The organism is Burkholderia torrens, from assembly GCF_984668525.1.
Window position 1 is genome coordinate 1091022 of the sequence record NZ_OZ480213.1, and the last position, 25099, is coordinate 1116120.

Annotated in this window: 22 protein-coding genes; 4 read left to right on the plus strand and 18 right to left on the minus strand. The window is 66.8% G+C overall.

Annotated features, from left to right (window positions below):
- Positions 1-12 precede the first annotated feature (12 nt).
- From AC5LXX_RS35160 to AC5LXX_RS35185, 6 genes are all read right to left on the minus strand, one after another.
- Positions 13-1611 carry a Re/Si-specific NAD(P)(+) transhydrogenase subunit alpha gene (locus AC5LXX_RS35160; RefSeq protein ID WP_493413778.1) on the minus strand — a complete coding sequence of 533 codons (1599 nt, stop codon included), beginning with the start codon at positions 1609-1611 and terminating at the stop codon, positions 13-15.
- A gap of 517 nt (positions 1612-2128) precedes the next feature.
- The gene (locus tag AC5LXX_RS35165) at positions 2129-4210 is read right to left on the minus strand and encodes a putative bifunctional diguanylate cyclase/phosphodiesterase (RefSeq protein ID WP_124455709.1); all 2082 of its coding nucleotides are present in this window, start codon (positions 4208-4210) and stop codon (positions 2129-2131) included.
- Between the two features lie 359 nt (positions 4211-4569).
- Positions 4570-5451: an endo alpha-1,4 polygalactosaminidase gene (locus tag AC5LXX_RS35170; RefSeq protein ID WP_493413779.1), complete on the minus strand. Its 882-nt coding sequence runs from the start codon at positions 5449-5451 to the stop codon at positions 4570-4572.
- A 371-nt stretch (positions 5452-5822) separates the two neighbouring features.
- Entirely contained in the window at positions 5823-6629 is an 807-nt protein-coding gene (locus AC5LXX_RS35175) for a hypothetical protein (protein ID WP_493413780.1), read from the minus strand.
- A 123-nt stretch (positions 6630-6752) separates the two neighbouring features.
- Positions 6753-7580 carry a hypothetical protein gene (locus AC5LXX_RS35180; protein ID WP_124457137.1) on the minus strand — a complete coding sequence of 276 codons (828 nt, stop codon included), beginning with the start codon at positions 7578-7580 and terminating at the stop codon, positions 6753-6755.
- Between the two features lie 120 nt (positions 7581-7700).
- Positions 7701-8288: a tetratricopeptide repeat protein gene (locus AC5LXX_RS35185; RefSeq protein WP_493412080.1), complete on the minus strand. Its 588-nt coding sequence runs from the start codon at positions 8286-8288 to the stop codon at positions 7701-7703.
- On the opposite strand from AC5LXX_RS35185, the gene AC5LXX_RS35190 reads away from it, so the two are divergent.
- Positions 8287-8682 carry a hypothetical protein gene (locus tag AC5LXX_RS35190; RefSeq protein WP_493413781.1) on the plus strand — a complete coding sequence of 132 codons (396 nt, stop codon included), beginning with the start codon at positions 8287-8289 and terminating at the stop codon, positions 8680-8682. The two genes, AC5LXX_RS35185 and AC5LXX_RS35190, sit on opposite strands and share 2 nt — an antisense overlap.
- An 84-nt stretch (positions 8683-8766) precedes the next feature.
- The gene (locus AC5LXX_RS35195; RefSeq protein WP_493413782.1) at positions 8767-9339 is read left to right on the plus strand and encodes a TetR/AcrR family transcriptional regulator; all 573 of its coding nucleotides are present in this window, start codon (positions 8767-8769) and stop codon (positions 9337-9339) included.
- Positions 9340-9431: 92 nt separating this feature from the next.
- Here the strand turns inward: AC5LXX_RS35195 and AC5LXX_RS35200 are convergent, their stop codons facing one another.
- On the minus strand, positions 9432-10331 hold the full coding sequence (locus AC5LXX_RS35200) for a LysR family transcriptional regulator (protein ID WP_493413783.1): 900 nt from the start codon (positions 10329-10331) through the stop codon (positions 9432-9434).
- A 110-nt stretch (positions 10332-10441) separates the two neighbouring features.
- Between AC5LXX_RS35200 and AC5LXX_RS35205 the strand changes: the two genes are divergently transcribed.
- Positions 10442-11305 carry an SDR family oxidoreductase gene (locus tag AC5LXX_RS35205; protein WP_493413784.1) on the plus strand — a complete coding sequence of 288 codons (864 nt, stop codon included), beginning with the start codon at positions 10442-10444 and terminating at the stop codon, positions 11303-11305.
- Positions 11306-11579: 274 nt separating this feature from the next.
- Positions 11580-11978 (plus strand): cupin domain-containing protein, encoded by a 399-nt coding sequence (locus AC5LXX_RS35210; protein WP_124456820.1) that lies wholly within the window; start codon positions 11580-11582, stop codon positions 11976-11978.
- A gap of 27 nt (positions 11979-12005) precedes the next feature.
- Here AC5LXX_RS35210 and AC5LXX_RS35215 read toward each other — a convergent pair whose 3' ends face one another.
- The 11 genes from AC5LXX_RS35215 to AC5LXX_RS35265 form a co-directional block, all read right to left on the minus strand.
- Complete coding sequence (locus AC5LXX_RS35215; protein ID WP_493413785.1) at positions 12006-12908, minus strand: GNAT family N-acetyltransferase; 903 nt, start codon at positions 12906-12908, stop codon at positions 12006-12008.
- A gap of 87 nt (positions 12909-12995) precedes the next feature.
- A complete protein-coding gene (locus AC5LXX_RS35220; protein ID WP_493414346.1) occupies positions 12996-14183 on the minus strand; it encodes a M20 aminoacylase family protein in 1188 nt (395 codons plus the stop codon).
- Positions 14184-14252: 69 nt separating this feature from the next.
- Positions 14253-15710 carry an aldehyde dehydrogenase family protein gene (locus AC5LXX_RS35225; RefSeq protein ID WP_493413786.1) on the minus strand — a complete coding sequence of 486 codons (1458 nt, stop codon included), beginning with the start codon at positions 15708-15710 and terminating at the stop codon, positions 14253-14255.
- On the minus strand, positions 15707-16984 hold the full coding sequence (locus AC5LXX_RS35230) for an NAD(P)/FAD-dependent oxidoreductase (protein WP_493413787.1): 1278 nt from the start codon (positions 16982-16984) through the stop codon (positions 15707-15709). The genes AC5LXX_RS35225 and AC5LXX_RS35230 overlap by 4 nt, the downstream gene beginning before the upstream one ends.
- 142 nt (positions 16985-17126) lie before the next feature.
- Positions 17127-18452, minus strand: coding sequence for an NAD(P)/FAD-dependent oxidoreductase (locus AC5LXX_RS35235; protein ID WP_322084734.1), 1326 nt, complete (start codon positions 18450-18452; stop codon positions 17127-17129).
- A gap of 2 nt (positions 18453-18454) precedes the next feature.
- Entirely contained in the window at positions 18455-19189 is a 735-nt protein-coding gene (locus AC5LXX_RS35240; protein ID WP_493413788.1) for a cupin domain-containing protein, read from the minus strand.
- A gap of 119 nt (positions 19190-19308) precedes the next feature.
- On the minus strand, positions 19309-19740 hold the full coding sequence (locus AC5LXX_RS35245; protein WP_322084736.1) for an AraC family transcriptional regulator: 432 nt from the start codon (positions 19738-19740) through the stop codon (positions 19309-19311).
- A gap of 25 nt (positions 19741-19765) precedes the next feature.
- Positions 19766-21043 (minus strand): NAD(P)/FAD-dependent oxidoreductase, encoded by a 1278-nt coding sequence (locus tag AC5LXX_RS35250; protein ID WP_493413789.1) that lies wholly within the window; start codon positions 21041-21043, stop codon positions 19766-19768.
- Between the two features lie 196 nt (positions 21044-21239).
- On the minus strand, positions 21240-23117 hold the full coding sequence (locus AC5LXX_RS35255) for an ABC transporter ATP-binding protein (protein WP_493413790.1): 1878 nt from the start codon (positions 23115-23117) through the stop codon (positions 21240-21242).
- On the minus strand, positions 23117-24073 hold the full coding sequence (locus AC5LXX_RS35260; protein WP_493413791.1) for an ABC transporter permease: 957 nt from the start codon (positions 24071-24073) through the stop codon (positions 23117-23119). The genes AC5LXX_RS35255 and AC5LXX_RS35260 overlap by 1 nt, the downstream gene beginning before the upstream one ends.
- Before the next feature lie 30 nt (positions 24074-24103).
- Complete coding sequence (locus tag AC5LXX_RS35265; protein WP_493413792.1) at positions 24104-25057, minus strand: ABC transporter permease; 954 nt, start codon at positions 25055-25057, stop codon at positions 24104-24106.
- Between the last annotated feature and the right edge of the window lie 42 nt (positions 25058-25099).

The window sequence follows — 25099 nt, forward strand, 5'->3', positions numbered from 1 at the left end:
TTTGTCGTCCCCTTATTTGCGGAACATCGCCAGCATGCGTCGCGTGACCGCGAAGCCGCCGAACATGTTGACGGCCGTGAGCATGAGCGCACCGACCGCGAGGCCGAGGATCAGCCCCGACGGGCGGTCGCCGGCGTTGGCCAGCTCACCGAGGGGCGGCGCGACCTGCACGAGCGCGCCGATCGCGATGATCGACGAGATCGCGTTGGTCACGCTCATCAGCGGCGTATGCAGCGACGGCGTGACGTTCCAGATCACCATGTAGCCGACGAAGCACGCGAGCACGAACACCGTGAAGTGCGACAGGAAGCTGGCCGGTGCGAACTGGCCGACCAGCAGGAAAGCCAGCGCGCCGACGGCGAACACGATCGCGAGCGCCTTGGCCGACATCGGCTCGCCGCCGTGGCCGTGGCCCTTGGACTTCGCGGGCGCGGCCGCGACAGGTGCTGCCGGGGGCTTGGGCGCGACGACCGCCTGCTTGATCGGCGGCGGCGGCCACGTAATGTTGCCTTCCTTGATGACGGTGAGGCCGCGGATCGCGTCGTCGTCGAAGTCGACGTTGATCGTGCCGTCCTTGGCCTTGCACAGCTCCTCGACCACGCGCAGCAGGTTGGTCGCATACAACGTGGACGACTGCCGCGACAGGCGCGACGCGAGATCGGTATAGCCGACGATCGTCACGCCGTGGCGCACGACGGCCTCGCCGGGCACCGTGAGTTCGCAGTTGCCGCCCTGTTCGGCGGCCATGTCGACGATCACGCTGCCGGGCTTCATCGACTGCACCATCTCGGCCGTGATCAGCTTCGGTGCGGGCTTGCCGGGGATCAGCGCGGTCGTGATGATGATGTCGGCGTCCTTGGCCTGCTGCGCGTACATCGCGCGCTGCGCCTGCTGGAAGCCTTCGCTCATCACCTTCGCGTAACCGCCGCCGCCCGAGCCTTCCTCTTCGTAGTCGACCTTGACGAATTCGCCGCCCAGCGACTTGACCTGGTCGGCCACTTCCGCTCGCGTGTCGTTGGCGCGCACGATCGCGCCGAGGCTGGCCGCGGTGCCGATCGCGGCGAGGCCCGCCACACCGGCACCGGCGATGAAGACCTTGGCCGGCGGGACCTTGCCGGCCGCCGTGACCTGGCCGTTCAGGAAGCGGCCGAACGCATGCGCGGCCTCGATCACCGCGCGGTAGCCGCTGATGCCGGCCATCGACGTGAGCGCGTCCATCTTCTGCGCGCGCGACAGCGTGCGCGGCAGCGAATCGATCGCCAGCACGGTGGCGCGCTTCGCGGCCAGCTGCTCCATCAGTTCGGGATTCTGGGCCGGCCAGACGAAACCGATCAGCGTGCCGCCCTCGCGCATCAGCGCGACTTCGTCGCTGGTCGGCGGGCGTACCTTGAACACGATGTCGCTGCCGGACCAGAGCTCGGCCGCCGTCGCGGCAACGGTTGCGCCGGCCGCACGGTAGGCGTCGTCGTCGAAATTCGCACCTGCCCCGGCGCCGCTTTGCACGGCCACCGAGAACCCCAGCTTGATCAGTTTCTCGACCACCTCGGGTACGGTCGCTACGCGCCGTTCGCCGGTGGCTATCTCCAGAGGAATCCCAATCTGCAATGTCATTTTGTGATCTGTCAGTTGCGGCCGCGCGCAGCATTCGGCCCCGCGTTTCGCGTTGCCAAATTCAGGCGCCCGGCCTTGGTGAAACAGGTCAACCTGGATCAGCAGCGCAGCCCTGATGCAGCCGCGAACATGTTGTCTCCATCGCCAGGTTCCGTACTCGATATCCGGCGTCGGCCCTGTGGCCGGCGACACAAAGCATACCGGCCGACGCGGTCTTCTCGAAATTTATCTTCTGAATCGAGCAGCATTCGTTTCATGAATCCCGTGCCGAGGATTCAGCGACAGTCTGACGGTTTCGGTTTACTCGTACAAGTCACGTGTGGAAGCAGCCGGCGATCGCCCGCCATCCCTTTTCCCGCCAGGAATTCAAAGGAATCGGTTCACCCCGACGAAATACCCGGCCAATCGCCGCAAATCATCCAGTTTTCCAAAGTGCGTGCGCTGACAACGGACGCCGGCCGATCCTTATGATCGAGCCCCTTAATTGAGTATGATGCGGACGCGTTCCGATCCACCATCAAACGTTCTTGATCGCATTGCCGTGCGTGGCCATTTCGATGAAGTGATCCGCCGGCATCGGACGCCCGAGCAGGAAGCCCTGCAGCGAATTGCAGCCGAGTCTCGTCAGGAACTGCTGCTGCGCCGTCGTTTCAACGCCCTCCGCGACGATCTTCAGGTCGAGCGCCCGACCGAGCGCGACGATCGCGGAAATGATCGCGGCATCTTCGGTGTCGTGTTCGAGATCGCGGATGAAGCCGCGGTCGATCTTGAGTTCGCTGGCCGGCAAGCGTTTGAGATAGAGCAGGCTCGAATAGCCCGTCCCGAAGTCGTCGATGGAAATGCGCACGCCCATGTCGTGAAGCTGCTGCAGGATTCTCAAGCTGGCGTCGGCGTCGCGCATCGCGGTGGATTCGGTGATCTCCAGCGTCAGGCAGTGCGGCTCCAGCCCGTGCCGTTCCAATGCCTCCTGCACGACCCGGATCAGGCTCGCGTGGCCGAATTGCAGCGGCGACAGGTTGACGGCCATCGTCCAGTCGGTTCGACCTGCATCGCACCACGCGCGCATCTGCCGGCAGGCCTCGTCCAGCACCCATTCGCCGATCGGCACGATCAAGCCGGTCTTTTCCGCGATCGGGATGAACTGATCGGGTGAAATGAGGCCGCGTGTCGGGTGCATCCATCGCAACAACGCCTCGACGCCGATGATCGGCCCATGGGGCACCTCGAACTTCGGCTGGTAATGCAGGACCAGTTCACGCCGCTCCAGCGCCAATCGGAGTTCCTGGACGATTTTCAAGTGCTCGCGGACATTCGCGTTCATCGATGCTTCGAAGAAACAGTACGCGTTCCGGCCAAGTGCCTTCGCGTGATACATCGCGGCATCGGCGTTGGTCATCAGGTCCCGGAAATCGCTGCCGTTGCCCGGATAAAGCGCGATACCGATACTGGCCGACACGCGCAATTCGTGCTCGGCCACGCGGAACGGCTGTCGAATCACCGCCAGCACCTTGTCCGCCACGTCGGCCGCGTCCGCCGGCTCGGCCACCGCCACGACCAGCACGAATTCATCGCCGCCGAGACGGGCGATCGTGTCCTGCGAGCGCAGGTTCGCGCCGATGCGCCGTGCCACGTCGACCAGCAACAGATCGCCGATGTGATGACCGTAGGCGTCGTTGACCGCCTTGAAGCCATCGAGGTCCATGAACATCAGCGCGAAACACCCTTTCTCGCGATCAGTGTTCTGGATCGCCTGATCGATCCGGTCTTCGAGCAGCACGCGATTGGGGAGCTTGGTGAGGTTGTCGTGCAGCGCCAGATACGTCAATTCCTGGTTGGCTTCGGCCAGCGATGCCGCCAGTACCGCCGTGCGGGCTTCCAGACGCAGATCGAGGATGGAGACGATCAACGCGATGGCGAGGATGGCCAACGTGGCGACGACGATGACCAGTGCAAGCCAGCCGGCGTTCATGCGGGAGCCGGATGCCCCGCAGATGCTGCCCAGCGGGAATCGCGCGGCGGCCATGCCCGTATAGTGCATGCCGGCGATGGCGGCCCCCATCAGGACGGCGGATCCCAGATTGAGCAGGCGCACGCGAGAGGAATTGGCACGCCGAACGAATACGATCCACAGCACGGCGCCCGACGCGATCACTGCGATCGCGACCGACAGGCCGACGAGCAACGGGTCGTACCGGATGCCCGGCGACATGCGCATGGAGGCCATGCCCGTGTAATGCATCCCCGCTACGCCGGCCCCCATCAACAGGGCCCCGCCACACAGCCGGTACCACTTCAGCGTGTTCCTGCCGACGAGCCACAGCGCACACGTGGAGCAGACGATGGCGATCAGCAACGACAGCCATGTAATGGCCGGATCGTAGCCAACCGGAATCGGCAACGCGAAGGCGAGCATGCCGACGAAATGCATCGACCAGATGCCTGCACCCATCACGCAAGCCCCGCCGACCAGCCACCAATGTGCGGCGGGCCCCCGAGCGGTCCTGATACGTCCAGACATGTCCAGCACGGTGTAGGACGCCAGTATGGCGATCAGGAGCGAAAGAAGAACGAGCAACGCGTTATAACTGGTCGGCAGCATTATTATTTACAGACGCTTTCTATTCGACGACGACGAGACCCCGAGTTGCAGTGGCGGCCTCGTGGATTTTTTTGATGGTTGGGCGCAAAAGGAAAGCGGTGCCGAAGGAACGGACTGGTCGTGCGACCAATCAGACGATTCCAGCGACCACCGCTTGCATGGCGGGATCATAAACGCGACCCGCCGTTCAGGGAAGAATTTACCGCTGCGGGGTCGGTGAAGGACGCCGCCGGGATTTTACGGACATTGGCGGGCGCGCATCGGGCGACCGTGCGTCATGCAGGCTTCGGCATCCTTCCGAAGCGGATGCCGACGATGAAGTGCGGGCGGCGGAACGCGGTGTCGTCGCGTGCCGCCGCTCACTCGAACCGACAGGCGGCACGCGGCAGCGCCGCGAGCGTGTCGCTCGACCATTTCAGAATGCCGTCGAAGTTGGCGCGGTTGTCCGCCGGACAGAAATCGGCGAGCGTCATGCCGTCCGGGCGCGTGTACTCGACATTGAACACGGCCTTGTTCAGCGCGATGAAACTCGCGTAGCCGTCGCACTCGTGGAATCTGTTGCACTGCTCGTTGAGCGCCCAGTCGGCGACCTTCGCCATCGCGGTGGCGATCCCCGAGCCGTTCTTGAGGCCCATCGACATCCCCCGATCGTGCGCGGCGGCGATCAGCGCCGTGTTGTAACGCAACTGGTCGTCGCGCGTCAGCGGAAAACCCGTTTCCTGCCGGTAGCTGTCGTCCAGATCCGGTTCGATGCCGTCGCAGCCCTTTTTCTTCGCCAGGTCGAGACGCGCCAGCATGATCGGCATCAGGATCTTGGTCTGGCGGATGTCCAGCCAGCGCTCATGATCTTCGTATCCTTCGACGGGGTAGCCGAGCACGCTGTCGGGAAACCGGTTCGCATCGCTGCGGCCGTCTTCGCGGCCGCCGGTCTCCATGTAGCAGACGACGTAGATACCCTTCGCCTTCAGGCGCTGGATCGTCGCCGCATCGGTCTGCTCCATGTCGACATCGAACATCTTGCGGGGATTGTTCACGCGGTCGAGCACGGTCTCGTTGATCGTGTTGCCGTCGATCTGCCATTGCCAGCTCGTGCCGGGCACGAGCGGTTTCCAGGTCGCGGCCGGCAACGCGCGCATCTCGGTTGCCGCGACGGAAGTGCCGGGAGCGGACGAATCCGCGTCGCCGCCGCACGCGGCAAGCAGCAGCATCAGCGCGACTGAAGCGAACGATCTGGCAGACATGGCGAATCCTTTGCTTTCTTGAAGGCTTGTCAGGATGCGAGGCAAAGACGAGCGGCAGGATGCGGGCGGCGCATCTGCCGATGCCGAGGGCGGAAGGGAATCCGGGAGGCACGTCCGGATGGTAGGCAGGAACGCCGGACCGAACTGTTCCGATTTGTCGACTTTTGTTGGTGCGGCGTCCGGACGACATGTCGTTCCGGACGCCCGGTGCGCTCGTGACGTCGCGGCTCACGCTGCCGTTGCCGTTCGTCGCCCCGGCGCTGGTGGCGTTCGACTACCGCAATCCCTGGTCGGACACCTCGAGCGCGCGTGCGATATTGCCGCCGGCGCGCTGCCCGAGCGTTACGCCCGCGCGTGCCCGCAAGCGCTGCTCAATACGACTTGCCCGCCACCGTCGCCGCTTCCAGTTCGCGCGTGATGATCTGCGTGCCGCCGACGTTGGCGACCGACTTGACCAGGCCGACGCCCGGCGCGAGCCAGTCGTCCGCGCTCGTCTTGGTCGTCACCGCCTGGTTGGCGGTCGTCTCCGTCGTCTGATAGTGGCAGGCGTTCGCGAAGACCTTGCCGTTCCGGAGGCTGACCGTTTCGCGCGCGACGTAGGTACGCTGGATCGAGACGGCCGTTTGCGCGCCGCCTGACGGAATGACGGGCGTACCCACGTAGTTCACCGTCTCGCTTCCTGTGAGCCCGATCGTCTCGACATAGGGCGGCGAGTTCACGTCGCGCAACACGAGCGTGCCGCCGCTGTAGACCTCGCTGCCGTAGTTCGTACGCACGCCGTTACCGACGAGGTAGTAGTCATTGGTCTGGATCGGCGAGCCGGTCGTGGTTTCAGCCTGCTGCGTGAGCGCCACGCCATTGAACGTCGCCGGCGCGAAGGTCCGCGTGTACACGCCGTTGTCGACCGACGGGCTCTGCGACGTCGCTTGCGTGTACATGTGCAACTGCACGGTATCGCCTTGCTGGTAAACCGGATCGCAATCGAGGTTCGAGGCGGTCGGCGAGCCCGAATTGCCGCCGGATGTGCCCGTGGTCGGCGTCCCGCCGCCCGATCCGCCGCTGCCACCGTTGTTGCTCGTGCCCGATCCGCCGGACGACGCGGGCGAGGAATTGTCGTCGCCGCCGCCGCAAGCGGTCAGCGCGAGGCAGGTCAATGCGATCAGTGCAACGGCTTTCATCGGAATCACCTTCTGAATGAACAGCACGAACGAAGCCAGTACGCGCGAATCGCGTCGCGCGTACGGACAGTCACGAATCAGGATTCAGGAATCGGCCGGCGGCACACCACCGGCCCGGGAACATCAGTTGACCTGCAGCTGGCCGCCGCGGCCCAGCCCGCCCTTGACGTCCTGCGCCTTGTAGCTGCGCAGTGCGACGACCATCTTGTTGTACGCGTCGATGAACGCCACGACCGTCGCCTTGCCTTCCGGCGTCGACGAGAAGCCCGCGAGCGCACCGCCCACGCCGCCGCCGAAGCCGCCCAGCGCCGCGCCGTAGTTGGTCGCCGTCGAGCTGCCTTCCGACGCCGCGATCTGCACCGCCGAGCGCACGTCGAACAGCGTCAGCGTCACGACCGACGCCTTCGTCTGCAGGTGCCCGGCCACCGCCGCCACCGCGCTGTTGCCGATCAGCCCGCCGATCATGCTGCCGATGCCGCCGATCGGCGAATCGTTGATGACGATCTGCGGTTCCATGTAGTAGTCGGCCGCGACGCGCTGGCCCTTCTGCTGCTTCGAGCCCGCGCGGTATTCGCCCGAGTTGCGCTGCAGCTGCGTGATGCGCGACAGGCGCGCGTCGCTCTTCTGGTTGCCGATCGACGTGATCACGAAGCAGTTCGACTGCTGGACCGCCAGGCGCAGCAGCGGATCGATCGTCGTCATCTTGGTCGCGCTGCCGAACGGGCCCCACCAGTCGGCGTTGCGGCCGTCGTCGACCGCGATCGTGCCGAGCGGCGACGCGCAGCGCTGCAGCCCCGAATCGGCGCCGGCGCTCGCACCGCCTGCCGCGGCACCCGTCACGCCGGCGTTCTGGCCGCCGGGCGTCACCACGCCGCCGCACCCCGCTACGGACGCACCAAGCGCTGCAACCAGCGCACCTTGAGTGAGACGATGAGAAAGGTTGGTCTTCATGTCGTTGTCGATCGATTAGAGTCGTTGTCCGGCTTATGTGTCCGTGCGAACTTCGATAAGCCCCCCGGCGTGGCGCGCGATGGTGGTCTCCCCGCGGCTGCTCCCGTTGCTTTGCCCCGGTCAGTAGTACCAGTACGTCTGCTGCCAGACGCCGTAGTACGGATAGCCCGAGTACCAGTAGCCGTAATAGACGTCACGCCATTGCGTGCGCCATTTCCAGTCTTCTTCGTCTTCCTTCTTGGCCTTGCGCGCGAGATCGAGCAGCTTTTTCGATTCCTTGTCGCCGCGGGCGGCCGCGATCGACAGCCACTTCTCCGCTTCGCGCGCATCGGAGCCCATTTCCTCGAGGCCGAACAGGTAGAAACTGCCGAGCGCCTTCTGCGCCTGCAGGTCGCCGCGCTCGGCGGCCTCGCGCATCCACTTGAGTGCCTGGTAGCTGTCCTGGCGCACGCCGTCGCCGCGGAAATAACGCAGGCCGAGGTCGTAGGCGGCCTTCGGCTGGGTCTTCGCGGTCTGCTTCAGCGCGGCGATGCGCGGATCTTCACGGTCCTCCGCGTCGTCCCTTTTTTGATAGGAGACCTGATCTTTAGGGCGATCGGAACAACCTGTGTCGTCGCAGATCCGCACCGTGTTGCTGGTGACGGACGGATCCTGCGCGCACGCGGCCAAAAGCAACAGCAGCCCCGGTGCGAGTAAACGGCGGTACATGGGTACTTTCCTCACGTTCTTATTTGCGCCGCACTGCGTCGCGCGCATTCACCCGCGAGCCCGCCCCCGCAGCGGCGGCGGATATCGTCCGCCGGACCGCATCCAGGGTTCTCTCAGGTTCTCTTTTCGGCTTGAAGCATCGCGGCAACGTCGCACCGACGAAGACGCGGATGCGCACGATGCGCTGCAACCGTCCTTCCTCGATTCCGTTACCGTGCCGTTGCAGCACCACCCGACAGAAGCACCCCGCCCCTTATTTCCGCATCAATCCCGGAAAACGTCGATTGCCGCTTACTGGGTTCAAATGATACATATCGGTCTATCCAATAGTCAAGATGACTTGAAAACCGGCCCGACGGCTGAGTTTTCTCGAGGAAGGAAGCCTGCCGCATGAAGGCTGGAAGGCCGAATTTTATAGAGCGGCGAGATGCTAGAATAATCGGTCTATGGCGCTTGAAATATCGAGGAGGAGCCGCTCGTGCGAGCCAACAAACGCCAACTGGTGGTAGACAAGGCGACCGAACTGTTCTCCAGGCACGGATTCCACCCGGTGGGTGTCGACTGGATCATCGACGATTCAGGCGTCGCCCGAATGACGCTGTATCGACATTTTGCAAGCAAGGACGAACTCATCCGCGAAGTCCTCGTCCAGCGTTACGACCTGATCGTCGGCAGCATCGATGCACAGCTTCGGCACATTGCCGATCCGGTCGAACGCGTCAAGACCATCTTCGACTGGTACGGGGCCTGGTTCAGCACACCTGAATTTGCCGGATGCCTGTTCGAGCGCGCACTGGCTGAATTCGGCACCGCCTATGCGCCGATCTCCGATGTCGCCATCCGTTATCGCCGCAAGATGGTCGAGTGGATCACCGAACTGATCGAAGCGCTTGTGCCGCCCGACACGGCAAACCGGCTGGCGACCGTCTTCATGATGCTGCTCGATGGTGCGACGGTGGAAGCACGGGCGTTCAACGATTCCGCGGCCGCCGGGCGCGCGTGGCAAGCCGCGCATGCGCTGCTCGATCAGGCCATGCACGCGGCAACGTAAGTCCGGCGTCTTGCGCCCCGCCCGATCACCGGCGCCGCCGATGACGATCCTGCCGGGACAGGTCAGTATTCGCAGCCGCGCCCGGCGCCGTTTCACTGCCCGGTTTCGATATACGCCGCGAGTTCTTCCGGCTGTCCGGACGGAAACGCATCCTTCAGGTGATCGAGAAACGCGGAAACGCGAGCGCTCAACAACCGCCTCGACGGATACAGCGCCCACACCGCGATATCGGGCCCCGGCACGTCGCCCCAGCTGACGAGCGTGCCGGCGGCCAGATCGCGGCTCACGAGCGATACCGGCAGGCATGCGGCGCCCAGTCCGAGGCGGACCGTATCGCGCACCATGATCAACGACGACAGCCGTGCCACCGGTTCGATCGGGATGCGCGACGTTCCGGCCGCGTGTGAGACCTCCCATGCAGCACGTCCGTCGTTCGCGCCGCGCACGACGGCCGGTACGGGCGCGTCGCCGCTCGGCCGCGCCAAACCGGGCTTCGCGACGATGACCAGCCGGTCGCGCAGGAACACGCGCCCGACCAGGCTTTCGTCAGGGTCCGGGTTCACGCGGATCACGAGGTCGACGCCTTCGTCGATCATGTCGACGGGCCGATCTTCCGTCGTCACCTCCAGCCGGACGTCCGGATATTTCAGCGCGAACGTCGCCACCAGCTTGCCCATCGCGAACTGCGAAAAGAGCATCGGCGCGCTGATGCGCAGCCGGCCGCGTGGCCGCTCGCTCCCCGATGCGATCGCCGACGCGCTGTCGGCGAGCTCCGCGAGCAGCACGCCCGTGCGCTCGTAGAGCGCGCGCCCTTCCTGCGTGAGCGTCACGCCACGCGAGCCGCGCTCGAACAGGCGCAGCGACAGGCTGTTCTCCAGTTCCGCAACGCGGCGCGACAGCGTCGCCTTCGGGCGATCGGCCGCGCGTGCGGCTTCCCCGAAGCTGCCATGGCGGGCGACGAGATTGAAATCGGCGAGAGCGAGCAGGTCCATGTGTTCCACCAATGAGACGGCATGTCTATTTATCACATCTTCCGGATCGCATGTGGATCACCTAACTTACGTGGGCAGTCAATCCCATCGTTACCTCAGGAGTGAACATCATGACCATTCTCGTTACCGGCGCCACCGGCCGTGTGGGCCGCCAGCTCGTCCGTCAACTCGTCGATCGCGGCGCCGACGTGCGCGTACTGGTGCGCGATCCGTCCAAGGCCGACTTTCCGGCGGCAGTGTCCGTTGCGCAAGGCGACATGCTCGACGTCGACGCCCTTCGCACCGCGTTCTCCGGCGTGCGCACGCTGTTCCTGCTCAACGGCGTGGCCGGCGACGAATTCACGCAGGCGCTGATCGCGCTGAATCTCGCCCGCGAAGCGGGTATCGAGCGTGTCGTCTACCTGTCCGTCCTCCACGCCGACCGCTTCGTGAACGTGCCGCACTTCGCGGTGAAATCCGGCGCCGAGCGGATGATCGAGCAGATGGGCTTCAGCGCGACGATCCTGCGGGCCGCGTATTTCATGGACAACGAATCGATGATCAAGGACGTGATCGTCGGGCATGGCGTCTACCCGATCCCGATCGGCGGCAAGGGCGTCGCGATGATCGACGTGCGCGACCTCGCGGAAGTCGCGGCGATCGAGTTGATCCGCCGCAACGACGCGCCCGGCAAGCTGCCGGTCGACACCCTCAACCTGGTCGGCCCCGACACGCTGACCGGCCCGCAGCTGGCGTCCATCTGGTCGGACACGCTCGGCCGCCCGGTTGCCTATGGCGGCGACGATCCCACGCCGTTCGAAGACAATTTCGCGAAGTTCATGCCGAAATGGATGGCGTACGAAATGCGGCTGATGGCCGAACGCTACGTCAGCGACGGCATGATGCCGGAGGCCGGCGACGTCGAGCGGTTGACCGCGATCCTCGGCCGCCCGCTGCGGACTTATCGCGACTTTGTGGCCGCGCTCGTCCGTTGAACGCGATACCGCGCGTTCATGCGCCGCGCGGCGGTGCGGGCAGTTGCCGGGGGGAACCGGTCGCCGCTGCGTGGCCGGTTCGCCGCGACCGCCATGCCGTCGCCGGCGACGGCGGCCACGCGGCGGCGGCCCGGCGAATGTACCGGACGGCGCGGCGTCCGGACCTCGGGCAGCGAAATGACGGCGTCAATATAATCGGCTGTTACTGCCTGTCGGCGATCGGCCATCCGCCGGTGTCGATCGCGGCTGCGTACAACCGCCCACTGGAGACGTGATGACCGCACCTGCCCTTCCGTTTGCCGAATCGTTCGACCTCGAGGCCGCATTCGCCGACGTATCCGAATACTGGTCGCCCAAGGTGGTCGCGCAGGTCAACGATCAGTATGTGAAGGTCGCGAAAGTACGCGGCCAGCTCGTATGGCACGACCACGCGCACGAAGACGAGCTGTTCTTCGTCGTGCGCGGCCACCTCAGGATCGAGTACGAAGGCGGCCGCGTCGCCGACGTGCCCGCCGGCTCGATGCATGTCGTGCCGCGCGGCACGCAGCATAATCCGGTCGCCGACGACGAATGCTGGATCGTGCTGATCGAGCCCGTGCAGACCCGGCACACGGGCGATGTCCAGTCGCCGCTGACCCGCACGATCGACGAGCAACTGGGTCGGGCCCGCTGAATCCGTCCGCCGCGGCGGGGCCGCGGTTTACAACATGGCCTGACTGACCAGCCCGTACAGTCCGACTACCGGGTCGGCCGCGCCCTCATGTGCCGCGGCCGGCGCGTTGCGAACCATCTTCGAACAGGTATCCACCTGTTTCAGTCCCTGTTCGCCCAGCCAGTCCGGCAAACTGCTCCCGTCAGGCACATCGATGCGCACGAATTCACCGTCTCGTTTCGTCAGCCAATAGGCGATCAGCGCCTTCGCGCACGCATCGTCGCTCGAACGCGGCGCGACTACCGGGCCGATCACGTAACCGCGACCGAAGCGCCGCAGCACCGAAAACCCGACGACCTCGCCGTCGCGTTCGAGCACGACGCATTCTCCCCGCATCTGCAACGCGGACAACAGCGCTTCGCGTTCGAGGCCGGATGCACGCGCGTCGAGTTCGACCAGGCGAGGCCAGTCGGCCGGCGAACCGGCACGCAGCCGCTCGCCATCGGGCACGGCCACCACGGCGGGCCGCTCCACGTTGCCCTGATATTGGCCCAGCGATCCGCACACGTCGAACCCCAGTTTCTCGTAGAGCGGCCGACCGGCCGGCGTCGCGTGCAGAAACGTGATGCGCGGACCCAGTTCGTCGAGGAGCGTCCCCATCAGTTTGCGGCCGATGCCGCGGCCCTGATGCGCGTCGGACACGATCACATGCCCGATCGCCGCGCGATCCGCGCCGTACTTCCAGCACATCGCCGTGCCGATGACGACGCCGTTTTCCTCGGCCGCGAACGCGATCGACGTGTCGGCGGAAAACTGCCAGTCTTCCGCCCGGAACGGCCAGCGAAGCGCCATGGAAAGGGCATAGGCGGCGGGGACGTCCGCCGCGGTGAATCTCCGGTAGCGAAGCGCCGACGTCGCGCCGCGCTCCGTTACTTCATGTTCCTGGTTCATCAAGCAATCCTTCCAATTTATGTCGTTGTGCAACGTGGCACGTCAGAAAAATCCGCGGCGATCACATCGAAGCGCCGCCCCGACGCATCACGGCGATCGCGAGAAGTAATGCTGCGCCAGCGCGACCCAATACCGGACGCCGGCAGGAATGATGTCGTCGTTGAAGTCGTATTTCGGGTGATGCAGCGCCGGTGCCGTCACGCCGTCCTGCGCATTGCCGATCAGCACGTAAGCGCCCGGCCGCTCCTCCAGCATGAAGCCGAAGTCTTCGGACGTCATGTTCGGCGGCACGTCGCGAAACAGGCGTTCGTCACCGAACGTGTCGCGAATCACTGCTTCGCACAGCGCCGTCTCGGCCGGCGTGTTGACCGTCGCGGGGTAGTACTGAAAGAATTCCACGTCGACCTGCGCGCCATAGGCGCCCGCCAATCCCTCGCACGCGAGCCGGACGTCGCGCTGCAGCTTCTGCTGCAATGACGACGACAGCGTGCGGATCGTGCCGCGCAACTCGGCGGTGTCGGGAATCACGTTGTCCGTCGTGCCCGCATGGAACATGCAGACGGAAATGACCGCGGGATCCACCGGATCCTTGTGCCGCGCGGCGATGGTCTGGCACTGCAGCACCATCGAGCACGCGAGCGGCACCGGATCGATGCCCAGATGCGGCTGCGCCGCGTGCGCGCCCTTGCCCGTCACGGTGATCCTGAAGCGCGAACCCGCGGCCATGATCGCGCCGGTGCGCAACCCGAAATGCCCGGCCGGCAACCCGGGCCAGTTGTGCATGCCGAATACCGCTTCCGTCGGGTATTGCTCGAACAGCCCGTCGTCGATCATCTTGCGCGCGCCCGCGCCGCCCTCTTCGCCCGGCTGAAACACGAAATGAACGGTGCCGGGCAACTGCGGCATCTCCTTCAGCACGCGTGCGGCGCCGAGCAACATCACGGTGTGGCCGTCATGGCCGCACGCGTGCATGATCCCGTGCGTGCACGACGCATGCGCGAAGTCGTTGGCTTCGTGGATCGGCAATGCGTCGAGATCCGCGCGCAGCACGATGCCGCGGCCCGGATCCGCGCCGGGCAGGCTCGCGACCACGCCCGTGCCGCCCAGCCCGCGCGACACCGCATAGCCGAGCGCTTCGAGCTCGTGTGCGACGACGTCGGCGGTCCGGTGTTCTTCGAATCGCAATTCGGGATGCGCATGCAGGTCGCGGCGCAGTTTCGCCCAGTGCGCATGATGCGCATGCAGTGTCGGGTCGGGGATCACGGGGTTGTCCAATTTCGGCACCTTCGGAATGTAGCGGGCTTCCAACTGTATCGCCGGCGCGTATCTCGCGCAGCGGCTGGGTCAGTCGTAATAGCCGACGATAGACTTGATCTCCATATACTCCTCCATCCCTTCGATCCCGTACTCGCGGCCGTTGCCCGACTGCTTGTATCCGCCGAACGGTGCCTGGGGATCCCATGCGGGATAGTTCAGATGCACCTGCCCCGAGCGGATGCGGGCGGCCACCGCGCGCACGCGCTCCATGTCAGTGCCCTGCACATGCGCGCCGAGCCCGTAGACCGTGTCGTTCGCGATGGCGACCGCTTCGTCGACAGTGTCGTAAGGCAGGATCGCGAGCACCGGACCGAAGATCTCCTGCTGCGCGATCGCCATGTCGGTGCGCACGTCGGAGAAAATCGTCGGCCGCGCATAGAAGCCTTTATCGAAACCCGCCGGCCGGCCGGGGCCGCCCGCGATCAGCTTCGCGCGTTCGTCGATGCCCACGTCGATCATCTGCGCGACCCGGCCGAACTGTGCGCGATTGGCGAGCGGCCCGTGCGTCGTTGCCTCGTCGAACGGATCGCCGACGACGAGCGCTTGCATCGCCGCGACGGCCAGTGCCTCGACCTCGCCGAGCACGGCTCGCGGCACGATCATGCGGGTCGGTGCGCTGCACGATTGCCCCATGTTGCGGAACGCGGCGGCCACGCCCGGCGCGATCGCGCGCTGCAAGTCCGCATCCGGCAACACGATATTCGGCGACTTGCCGCCCAGCTCCTGCGCGACGCGCTTGACGGTCGGCGCGGCCGCCTGCGCGACGAGCACGCCGGCCCGCGTCGATCCGGTGATCGACACCATGTCGACCTCCGGGTGCGACGAAAGCGCCGCGCCCACCGTTTCGCCGCTGCCGCTCACGAGATTGAAGACGCCGGCAGGCACGCCCGCATCGGCGACCACTTCAGCGAACAGCAGCGCGCTGAGCGGCGACAGCTCGCTCGGCTTCAGCACCACCGTGCAGCCCGCCGCGAGCGCCGGCCCGACCTTCGCGGTGATCTGATAGATCGGCCAGTTCCACGGCGTGATCAGCGCGCATACGCCGATCGGCTCGCGCGCGATCGCGGTCGTCCCGCGCCGCTCGACGAACGGATAGCGCGCGAGGTTGTCGCGTGCGACGCGGATATGTTCGGCCGCGAGCGGCACGTGCGCGCCGCGGGCATAGCCGATCGGCGCGCCCATCTCCAGCGCGAGCGCGGTGGCGAACAACTCGGCGCGCTCAAGCATCAGCGCATGCACACGGTCGAGCAGCGCGGCACGTTCCTGCGGTGAAGTCGCGGACCAGCGTTCGAACGCATTGCGCGCGGCCTGCACCGCGCGGTCGGCGTCGCGCGCGCTGCCGAGCGGGATCTCGCACAGTGCGTCTTCAGTGGACGGGCTGACGACCGCGAACCGGTCGCCGCCGTCGGGCAGCACCCAGTCGCCGTCGATGAAGAAACGATCGAGCCGGCCGGCTTGCGTTAGGTGAACAACGGGGGAATTCATTGAAGCGTGTCCTTGAGTCGATACCACGCGCCGACGAACGGCAGGAACCAGGGTTTGCCGAAGTGACCCGGAATCGCGGGCCAGTCGAAACCTTTCCACGGGTTGAGATCGGCGCGTCCGTCCATGATCTCGGCCATCAACGTGCCCATCAGGGTGGCCATGTGCGTGCCGTGGCCGCTATAGCCCATCGAGTAGTAAACGCCGTCGCGCTCGCCCGCGCGCGGCAGCCGGTTGGCCGTCATGTCGACCATTCCGCCCCAGCAGTAGTCGATGCGCACGGCGGCCAGCTCGGGAAACACGGCGGCCATCTGCTGCCGCAGGATCGCGCCGCTCTTCTCGTCCGAACGCGGATTCGACGTCGCAAACCGCGCGCGCCCGCCGAACAGCATCCGGTTGTCGGGCGTGACGCGAAAGAAATTCACGAAGTTCTTCGTGTCGGTGACCATCCGGCGCGTCGGCAGCAAGCGGTCGAGCAGATCCTTCGGCAACGGCTCGGTGACGATGATGAACGCGCCGACCGGCACAATCCTGCGGCGCACCCAGCCGAACGGCCCGACCTGCGAAATGCCGCTCGCGAGCAGCACCTGGCGCGCGCGGATCTCGCCGCGCGGTGTTTGCACCGCGTACGCGCCGCCCGCTTGCCGCTTCAGGCCGAGCACCGGCGCATGCTCGAGAATGTGCGCGCCGCGGGCTTGCGCGGCGCGCGCGAGACCGCGCACATAACGGCCAACGTGCATCCCCGCGCTCTTGCCGAACAGCAGGCCGCCGTGATATCGGTTCGAGCCGATCTCGTCGCGCAGTTCGGCCTTCGTCACCATGCGCGTGTCGGGGTCCACGCTCGCCGAGAGCAGTGCCTGGCTGCGCGCGAGCTTGTCGTAATGCTCGGGCTTCGCCGCGAGCTTCAGCTTGCCGCGGCGCACGAAGTCGCAATCGATCGACTCCTCCCTGACCAGCCGCTCGACCGTGTCGACGCCCGCGTCGAACGCGAGATAGAGCCGGTTGGCCAGCTCCGTGCCGAGGCGCTGCGACAGCGACGCGTAATCCTGCGCGAAGCCGTTGTTGCACATGCCGCCGTTGCGTCCGGATGCCGCCTGCCCGACGGTGCCGGCCTCGCAGACGATCACGCGTGCGCCTTTCTTGGCCAGCGCGAGTGCAGCCGCCGAACCGGTAATGCCGCCGCCGACCACCACGACGTCGCAACTTCCGTCATGCAACGTCGGCGAGTTGCTCGCGAATGGCTCCGACGTATCGAGCCAGTAGGAACTGAAACGCATCAGGCACTCCCAAGCTGTCCACCGCACCGCACCGCGCTGCCAGGCCGACGAACGTTCGCCGCCCCGATCCGGCCGCTCGCCCGCGATCCGGATCGCAGCACCTCGTCCGGAGGCTGCTCCGCGTCAGCGCGACGGCCTTGCACTAGAAATCCGCGACCTTGCCCCATGCGGATTCGCTGAAACGGCCCGGCCGGTACGGCGTCGGGTCCACGAACGGCTCTGCACCGGACGCGAGATCCGCAATCAGGTGCCCGGCGCCCGGCCCGATCCCGAAGCCGTGCCCCGAAAAGCCCGCCGCGAGGATCAGCCCCGGCACGCCCGGCACTTCGCCGATGCCCGGCACGCCGTCAGGCGTGCTGTCGACGAAGCCGGCCCATGCGTGCGTGATCTTCGCTTCGCGCAATTCGGGCAACAGTTCGACCGCGCGGCGGTACGTTTCGGCGACCGTCGGCATGTCGGGCTTCGGATCGAGAATGCGCACCGCTTCCATCGGCGTCGGCGCATCGAGGCGCCAGCGCTTCAGCGTTTCATGCCCGCCGCGCACGCCTTCGAGGCCGCCCGGCAGCAGATTGCGCCAGCGCTTCGCGAACATCGGCACGAATTGCGGGGCGAAGCGCAGGAACTGCGGCGTGAGGTCCACGCGCGCGCGGCCGCTGATCGCCAATGCGTAGCGTCCGTCGCTGCGGCGCGTCATGGACACGCCGGACGTGTACATCGCATCCGGCAGCGGCGTTTCGACGGGCGACACGCTCAGGATCGACTGACGGATCGACGCCTGCGGAAACCGGATGCCGAGCTGGCGGCAGAACGACGACGCCCACGCGCCGCCGGCCATCACGGCCGTCCGCGTCTTGATGACGCCGGCCTCGGTGACGACGCCGGCGACGCGGCCGCCCTCGAGCTCGATGCCGCGCGCCGCGCAGTGCTGGTGAACGCTGCCGCCCAGCTTGATCAGCGCGGCGGCCACGGCCGGCGCGGCCTTCCCTGGATCGGCCGTGCCGTCGGTCGGCGAGAAGACGCCGCCTTTCCACTGCCGCCCGGTCGCCCGTCCGCGCTCGGCGGCCTGCTTGCTGTCGAGCATGTACGTGGTCACGCCCGCGGTCTTCGCGAATTCGCCCCAGCTGGCCCAGCGGGACAGCTCGGCCTCGTCATTGCTGAGATACAGCAGTCCGCAGCGATGAAAGCCCGTGTCTTCTCCCGATTCGGCGGCGAATCGTTCCCACAGATCGATGCTCTTGCTCGCCATCGGCAACTCGCGCGCGTCGCGGTTCTGCTGCCGGCACCAGCCCCAGTTGCGGCTCGACTGCTCGGCGCCGATGCGCCCCTTCTCGACGAGCGCGACCGACAACCCGCGTCGGGCCAGATAGTAGGCGGTGAAGACGCCGATGATGCCGCCGCCGATCACGACGACGTCGGCCGCGGCCGGCGGCGTGGACAAGGTTTCGATATGGCGCAGCGGAGGGGACATGCTCAGTCTCGTTCGGTGGAGGGTTTGACGTTCTGCATCACGTAGAACTTCGCCACGCGTTCGCTGCTTTCCCACCCGATCGACGCGCCGCGCGGCACGAACAGCGCATCGCCTGCGCCGAGCGACAGCACGTCGCCGTCGGGCGCCGCGAACCGCACGCCGCCGTCCAGCAGGAACATGAATTCGTTGGCACGATGCGGCCGGACGATCCGGTGATACGGTGTCGAATCCCAGGTGCCCGCGCAGTATCCAGCGCCGTCGTCGGTAAACACGTTATCGCTGCGGCATTGCGGCGCGGGGCCGAGCAGTACCTCGGCCGGCAGCGTGGCGGATGGTTTGAAGTCCGCGTCGGCGTGCAGCGCAAAGAGGCCGTGTTTCGTCGGTGTCTCGCACGCTGCCGCGCAGAACGTCAGCAGCACGGGCGATTGCGCGGCGATGCGCAGCGCGGTGCCGCGGCCGATGACGGCGCCTTGCCCCGGGCCGAGCACCAGCGGTGCGGCCCCGGCCGCTTCGAGCGTCAGCTCGCCTTGGACGACGACGACGGTTTCGATGTGCGGAAAGCTCGACACGTCCAGTTCGCCGACGAAAACGATACGCCCCGCGGCCATCGCGTCGGGGCCTTCCCACGCAATCTCGCGATGCGACGCGAACGGATCGCTCGCGCCGAACGCCTGTTTGCTGAATACGGTGAAAGACGGTGCGCCGTCGGCCCGGTGCAACACGAAAACTGCGGTCATTTCTGCTCCTGTGCAGTGCGCGGCGGACTGGTTCAAAGCCGTCGCGCGATATCGGAAATCGTCGTTCGCCGGCTCTTCTGCCGGACATCCTCAGCGGGGCATGTCGTCCATGCGTGTGCTTACGCCGCGTGACACGACGCTTCGCGGCGTTCGTCGCGCAGGCGCGTCGATGGCGTTCGCAGCGGCGCGCCGCCCGTCCGCGCGACCACGTAATCGCGCGGCGTGATCCCGAGCACGCGCCGGAAATGCCGGCACAGATGGCTCTGATCGAAGAAGCCGACGTCGGTCGCGACGACCGACGGCGCGAGACCCGCGCGCAACAGGTCCTGCGCACGCCGTACCCGCACGAGACACAGATACCGGTGCGGCGACAGTCCGGTTTCGCTGCGAAAGCGCGCGGTGAAACGCGACACGCTCAACCCGGCCACCGCCGCGAGCGTGTCCAGGTTCAGCGGCTGCGCGAACGACGCGTCGATCGTGCGCAGCACGTCGTCGATCGCCGGCGAAACGGGCTGGGCGACGCGAGGCGAGCCAACGAATTGCACTGTCATTTCGAATTCTCCGGGGGCGCTCACTTCAATGCAGGAAATCCTGCATCCGGTAATACGCGCCGACGAGCGGCAGGAACCACGCGTGCCCGAAATGACCCGGCATCGCCGGCCATTCGAGTTCGTGCCACGGGTTCGACGTGGCCGCCCCATACAGCACGTCGGCCATCACGCGGCCCATGTGCACCGACATCTGCACACCGTGGCCGCTGTAGCCCATCGAGTAATAGAGCCCGTCATGCTGGCCCGCGCGCGGCAGCCGGTCGGCGGTGATGTCGACCAGCCCGCCCCAGCAGTAATCGAGCCGCACGCCGGCCAGCTCGGGGAAATAGCCGGCCATGCCGGCGCGCAGGATGTCGCCGCTCTTCGCATCGGAGCGCGGGCTCGACATCGCGAAACGCGCGCGTCCGCCGAACAGCAGCCGGTTATCGGGCGTCACGCGGAAGTAGTTGCCGATCTGGCGCGACGTCACGTACGCACGGCGATGCGGAAACAGCCGGTTCAACTGCGCATCGGGCAGCGGTTCGGTCACGACGATGAAGCTGCCGACCGGCGCGATGCGCCGCCGGAACCACGCGAATGGCCCGTGCTGCGAGGCGCCGGTCGCGACCAGCACGCGGTCGGCGACGATCGTGCCGCGGGCGCAGGTGATCCGGTGGCGTTCGCCGTCCATCCTGTCGAGCTGTGTGACGGCCGCGTGTTCGTATACGCGTGCGCCGGCGCGCACGGCCGCTTGCGCGAGGCCGACGCCGAACTTGCCCATGTGCATCTGCGCGCCGTTGCGCTGCAGGAGTCCACCGTAGAAACCATCGGACGCGATTTCATCGCGGATCCGCGACGGCTCGATCAGTTCGATGTCCGGATCGACATCGCGCCGCAACGCGTTGAAGGTCTTTTCGAGCCCCGCGAAGTGCTGTGGCTTCGCGGCGAGCTTCAGCTTGCCCGCGCGCCGGAAGTCGCAGTCGATCGCCTGCTCGGTCACGATCGTCTCGACGCTTTTCACCGCGCTTTCGTACGCGAGATAAAACTGCTTAGCCTGCGCGGCGCCGATACGCGCGGCCAGCGACGCGTAGTCCTGCGCGACGCCCGTATTGCACTGGCCGCCGTTGCGGCCGGACGCTTCGCCGGCCACCTGCGCGGCTTCGAGCACGACCACCGATACGCCGCGCTGCGCGAGCGCGAGCGCCGCCGACAAGCCGGTAAAGCCGCCGCCGATCACGACCACGTCGGCGCGCCCTTCGACGGGCCCAACGCTGCCGGCGCGAAACGCGGGACGGGTATCCAGCCAGTACGATTCCAGTTTCATCGGATCCTTCTTTTGCATGCCGGCAACGACGATCGGCGACCGTTCAATGAGAATCATTTAATCACCGTCAAAAACCGCAGTTGCCGCGTATTCGCGCGCGGCACGCGTACAAATTGCCGTTTTGCACGACCGCCGCGGCAGACTATGCGGCGGGCCGTCCACCGCATCGCGCGATGAACGGTTGGCACGCCACGGACTACAGCTGCACCGGCGCGACGCCGGCCGGCGCCGGCTCCGCCTGGAAGCGCGCGAGATCTTCCTCGCTGCGATGACACAGCACCTGCGCGCCGTTCCCGAGCGTGCGCAGCGACGGGGCCGTCCGGTTGCACACGCCGTCCACGCGCATCGCGCAGCGCGACAGGAACGGACACAGCTCGGCCTCGTTCTCGCGCTCGCCGATCGGCACCAGCGGCCGGTGGCAACGCTCGGTCGCATCGTCGAGCCAGCCCGCACGCAGTTCCGGCGCGGACGACACCAGCAGGTGCGAATACGGGTGATAAGGCGGCGCGCACAGCGCGTCGCGGCTGCCCGTCTCCACGCGGCGGCCCGCATACAGCACGACGATGTCGTCGCTGATCGCGCGCACCTTCGCGATGTCGTGCGTGATGAACACATACGACACGCCGAGCTTCGCCTGCAGGTCGCGCAGCAGCTCGATGATCGCGGCGCCGACGACGGTATCGAGCGCCGACGTGACCTCGTCGCACAGGATCAGGTCGGGCTCGGCTGCCAGCGCGCGCGCGAGGTTCACGCGCTGCTTCTGCCCACCGGACAATTCACCGGTACGCCGCGCGGCCACCGCCGGCGGCAGCCGCACGAGCTCGAGCAGTTCCGCGACGCGCTGGCGTGCACGCGCGCCCTTGATCCCGTGATAGAACGCCAGCGGTCGCGCGAGCGTGCGCTCGACGGTATGCACCGGGTTGAGCGCGGTATCGGCGTTCTGGAACACGATCTGCACGCGGCGATGCTGCTCCTTCGTTCGTTTGCCGATATCGCGCGCGAGCGGCTCGCCATCGAGCAGGATCGCGCCGCCGGTCGCCGGCACGAGGCCCGCGATCACTTTCGCGAGCGTCGTCTTGCCGGAGCCCGATTCGCCGATCACGCCGACGGTCTGCCCGCGCCCGATGCGCAGGTCCACCTCGTGCAGAATCACCTTCGCGGGCCAGCCCTTCGCGGTGCGGCCGCCGTAGCCGGCGATCGCGCCGCGCACGTCGAGCAGCGGCACCGGTGCGGCGCTCGCCGCTTTCGCGTCACCTGCGGCATCGCGTTCGGCGTCGTTCGGCGTGACCGCCGCGATCAGGCTCTGCGTATACGGGTGCGTCGGCGCATGCAGGATCTGTTCGGTCGCACCGGCCTCGCGGATCACGCCGTCGCTCAGCACGACGATCCGGTCGGCCATCTGCGCAACCACGGCGAGGTCGTGCGACACGTACACCGCACTCATTCCGTAGCGCCGGATCACGCTCTTGAACGCCTGCAGCACGTCGATCTGCGTGGTCACGTCGAGCGCGGTGGTCGGCTCGTCGAGGATCACCAGCTCCGGATCGGTGATCAGCGCCATCGCGGCCATCAGCCGCTGCAGCTGCCCGCCCGATACCTGGTGCGGATAGCGCTTGCCGATCGTCTCCGGCTCCGGCAGCGCGAGTGCGCGAAACAGCTCGATCGCCTTCGCCTGCGCGTCGCGCTTCGACATCGTCTTGTGGATCAGCGCGCTCTCGATCACCTGGTCGAGAATGGTGCGCGACGGGTTGAACGCGGCGGCGGCGCTCTGCGCGATATACGCGACCTTGCGGCCGCGCAGCGCGGTCAGCGCTTGCGCGGACAGCGTGCAGACGTCCGTGCCGCCGAGCTTCACCGAACCGCCGGCGATCCGGCAGCCGGTGCGCGCATGGCCCATCAGCGACAGCGCGATCGTCGTCTTGCCGGAGCCCGATTCGCCGATCAGCGCGAGCACCTCGCCGCGCCCGATATCGAAGTCGACGCCGTGGACGATCGTCGTTTCCTCGCCGCCCGGCCGGCCGCCGACCACGCGCAGCCCGCGCACCTCGACGAGCGGAGTCGATTGATCTCGCATCAGTGTTCTCCGGCGGCAGCAGCCGCGCCCTTGCGGCGGCCGCGATGCGGCAGGCCGTCGATCATCAGGTTGACGCCCACCGTCAGGATCGCGATCGCGACCGCGGGCATGATCGCGACGGCCGAGCCGTCGCCGAGGCTCGCGATGTTCTCGCGCACGAGCGAGCCGAGGTCCGCATACGGCGGCTGCACGCCGAGCCCGAGAAAGCTCAGGCCGCTCAGCAGCAGCACGACGAACGTGAAGCGCAGCCCGGTGTCCGCCAGCATCGGGTGGATCATGTTCGGCAGCATCTCGACGCACGCGATGTACAGCGCGCTTTCGCCGCGCGCCCGCGCCACCTGCACGAATTCGAGCGTGCTGATGTTGATCGCCAGCGCGCGCGCGATCCGGTACGAGCCGGGCATGTAGCTGACCGCGGCGGTGAGGACCAGCAGCGGCAGCGACGAGCCGAACGCGGCGACGAACATCAGCGCGAACATCTTCGACGGAATCGACGTGAGCGCGTCGAGCAACCGGCTCATCGTCTCGTCGACCGCGCGGCCCGACACGGTCGCGAGCAGCCCGAGCGTCGTGCCGGTCACCGCGGCGAGCAGCACCGCGGCCAGCGCGAGCAGCACGGTCAGCCGCGTGCCGTACAGGATCCGGCTCAGCATGTCGCGGCCGAGGAAGTCGGAGCCGAACGGCAGCTTCGCACTGAACGACGCGAACACGTCGGTCGTGACGATCGTGCCGACGTCATGCGGCGCAATCAGCGGCGCGAACACGGCGACGAACAGCATCAGGCCGACCATCGACAGTCCGACGCGGCCGCCGGTCGTCAATGCAATGCGCGCGGCGCGGCGCTTGCGCGGCTGGTCGGGAGCAGGTGCGGCAGGCGGCAGGCTGCCCCGCCCCAGGGGCGGGTCGCCGGATGGCGGCAGCGCGCTGCTGCGTTGTACGGGTTCGATCGGTTGCATGGGCGGCATCTCGGCAGGAAAACGAAACACTCAGGTGCGCAGTCGCGGGTTCGACACGATCGAGCACAGGTCGGCGAACAGCACGAGCGTCAGGTAAGCGACGCAGAAAATCAGCGTGCACGCCTGGACCAGCGGGAAATCGCGATTGCTGACGGCGTCGACCATCAGGCTCGCGAGGCCCGGATAGTTGAAGACCGTCTCGACGACGATCACGCCGCCGAGCAGATACGACAGGCTCAACGCGATCGCATTGGCGATCGGCCCGATCGCGTTCGGCAGCGCATGGCGCAGCACGACACGCGCGGGGCTCGCGCCCTTCAGCACGGCCATCTCGACATACGACGCGCTCAGCTGCTCGATCACCGCGGCGCGCGTCATCCGCGCCATCTGCGCGATCACGACCGCGCACAGCGTCAGCACCGGCATCGCGTACGCACGCAGGAAATCGTGCAGGCTCTCGATCGGGCCGCTGTACGACAGCGCGGACAACCAGCGCAGCTTCACCGCGAACACCAGCACGGCGACCGTCGCGATCAGGAATTCCGGCGTCGCGACGAGCGACAGCGTGCCGAGACTGATCACGCGGTCGATCACCGACTCGCGCTTGACCGCCGCGAGGATCCCGAGCAGCAGCGCGATGGGCACCGACACGGCGGTGGTGATCGCCGCCAGCGCGAGCGACTTCGGCAGGCGCCCGCCGATCAGCTCCGACACCGGCATGTCGCCGGACAGCGACCGGCCGAAATCGCCGTGCAGCAACCCGCCGAGCCAGTGCACGTAACGCACGTGCGCCGGCATGTCGAGGCCGAACTGCTGGCGCAGCGCGGCGACCGTCTCCGGCGTCGCCGACTGGCCGAGCGCGGCCTGCGCGGCGTCGCCCGGCAACAGGTTCGTGATCGTGAAGATGATCGCGGACACGATCAGCAGCGTCAGCGCGGTGACCGCGATGCGCCGGCCGATCAGGCCGATGAGAATTCGGTTCATTGAGCGGCACTCCCGAAAAAACCGCGCGTGGCCGGCGCGGTG

Excerpts from the sequence above, each read along its gene's own strand:
- AC5LXX_RS35160 (WP_493413778.1), bottom strand. The coding sequence starts at position 1,611 with ATGACATTGCAGATTGGGATTCCTCTGGAGATAGCCACCGGCGAACGG.
- AC5LXX_RS35165 (WP_124455709.1), bottom strand. The coding sequence starts at position 4,210 with ATGCTGCCGACCAGTTATAACGCGTTGCTCGTTCTTCTTTCGCTCCTG.
- AC5LXX_RS35170 (WP_493413779.1), bottom strand. The coding sequence starts at position 5,451 with ATGTCTGCCAGATCGTTCGCTTCAGTCGCGCTGATGCTGCTGCTTGCC.
- AC5LXX_RS35175 (WP_493413780.1), bottom strand. The coding sequence starts at position 6,629 with ATGAAAGCCGTTGCACTGATCGCATTGACCTGCCTCGCGCTGACCGCT.
- AC5LXX_RS35180 (WP_124457137.1), bottom strand. The coding sequence starts at position 7,580 with ATGAAGACCAACCTTTCTCATCGTCTCACTCAAGGTGCGCTGGTTGCA.
- AC5LXX_RS35190 (WP_493413781.1), top strand. The coding sequence starts at position 8,287 with ATGGGTACTTTCCTCACGTTCTTATTTGCGCCGCACTGCGTCGCGCGC.
- AC5LXX_RS35185 (WP_493412080.1), bottom strand. The coding sequence starts at position 8,288 with ATGTACCGCCGTTTACTCGCACCGGGGCTGCTGTTGCTTTTGGCCGCG.
- AC5LXX_RS35200 (WP_493413783.1), bottom strand. The coding sequence starts at position 10,331 with ATGGACCTGCTCGCTCTCGCCGATTTCAATCTCGTCGCCCGCCATGGC.
- AC5LXX_RS35205 (WP_493413784.1), top strand. The coding sequence starts at position 10,442 with ATGACCATTCTCGTTACCGGCGCCACCGGCCGTGTGGGCCGCCAGCTC.
- AC5LXX_RS35210 (WP_124456820.1), top strand. The coding sequence starts at position 11,580 with ATGACCGCACCTGCCCTTCCGTTTGCCGAATCGTTCGACCTCGAGGCC.
- AC5LXX_RS35215 (WP_493413785.1), bottom strand. The coding sequence starts at position 12,908 with ATGAACCAGGAACATGAAGTAACGGAGCGCGGCGCGACGTCGGCGCTT.
- AC5LXX_RS35225 (WP_493413786.1), bottom strand. The coding sequence starts at position 15,710 with ATGAATTCCCCCGTTGTTCACCTAACGCAAGCCGGCCGGCTCGATCGT.
- AC5LXX_RS35230 (WP_493413787.1), bottom strand. The coding sequence starts at position 16,984 with ATGCGTTTCAGTTCCTACTGGCTCGATACGTCGGAGCCATTCGCGAGC.
- AC5LXX_RS35235 (WP_322084734.1), bottom strand. The coding sequence starts at position 18,452 with ATGTCCCCTCCGCTGCGCCATATCGAAACCTTGTCCACGCCGCCGGCC.
- AC5LXX_RS35240 (WP_493413788.1), bottom strand. The coding sequence starts at position 19,189 with ATGACCGCAGTTTTCGTGTTGCACCGGGCCGACGGCGCACCGTCTTTC.
- AC5LXX_RS35245 (WP_322084736.1), bottom strand. The coding sequence starts at position 19,740 with ATGACAGTGCAATTCGTTGGCTCGCCTCGCGTCGCCCAGCCCGTTTCG.
- AC5LXX_RS35250 (WP_493413789.1), bottom strand. The coding sequence starts at position 21,043 with ATGAAACTGGAATCGTACTGGCTGGATACCCGTCCCGCGTTTCGCGCC.
- AC5LXX_RS35255 (WP_493413790.1), bottom strand. The coding sequence starts at position 23,117 with ATGCGAGATCAATCGACTCCGCTCGTCGAGGTGCGCGGGCTGCGCGTG.
- AC5LXX_RS35260 (WP_493413791.1), bottom strand. The coding sequence starts at position 24,073 with ATGCAACCGATCGAACCCGTACAACGCAGCAGCGCGCTGCCGCCATCC.
- AC5LXX_RS35265 (WP_493413792.1), bottom strand. The coding sequence starts at position 25,057 with ATGAACCGAATTCTCATCGGCCTGATCGGCCGGCGCATCGCGGTCACC.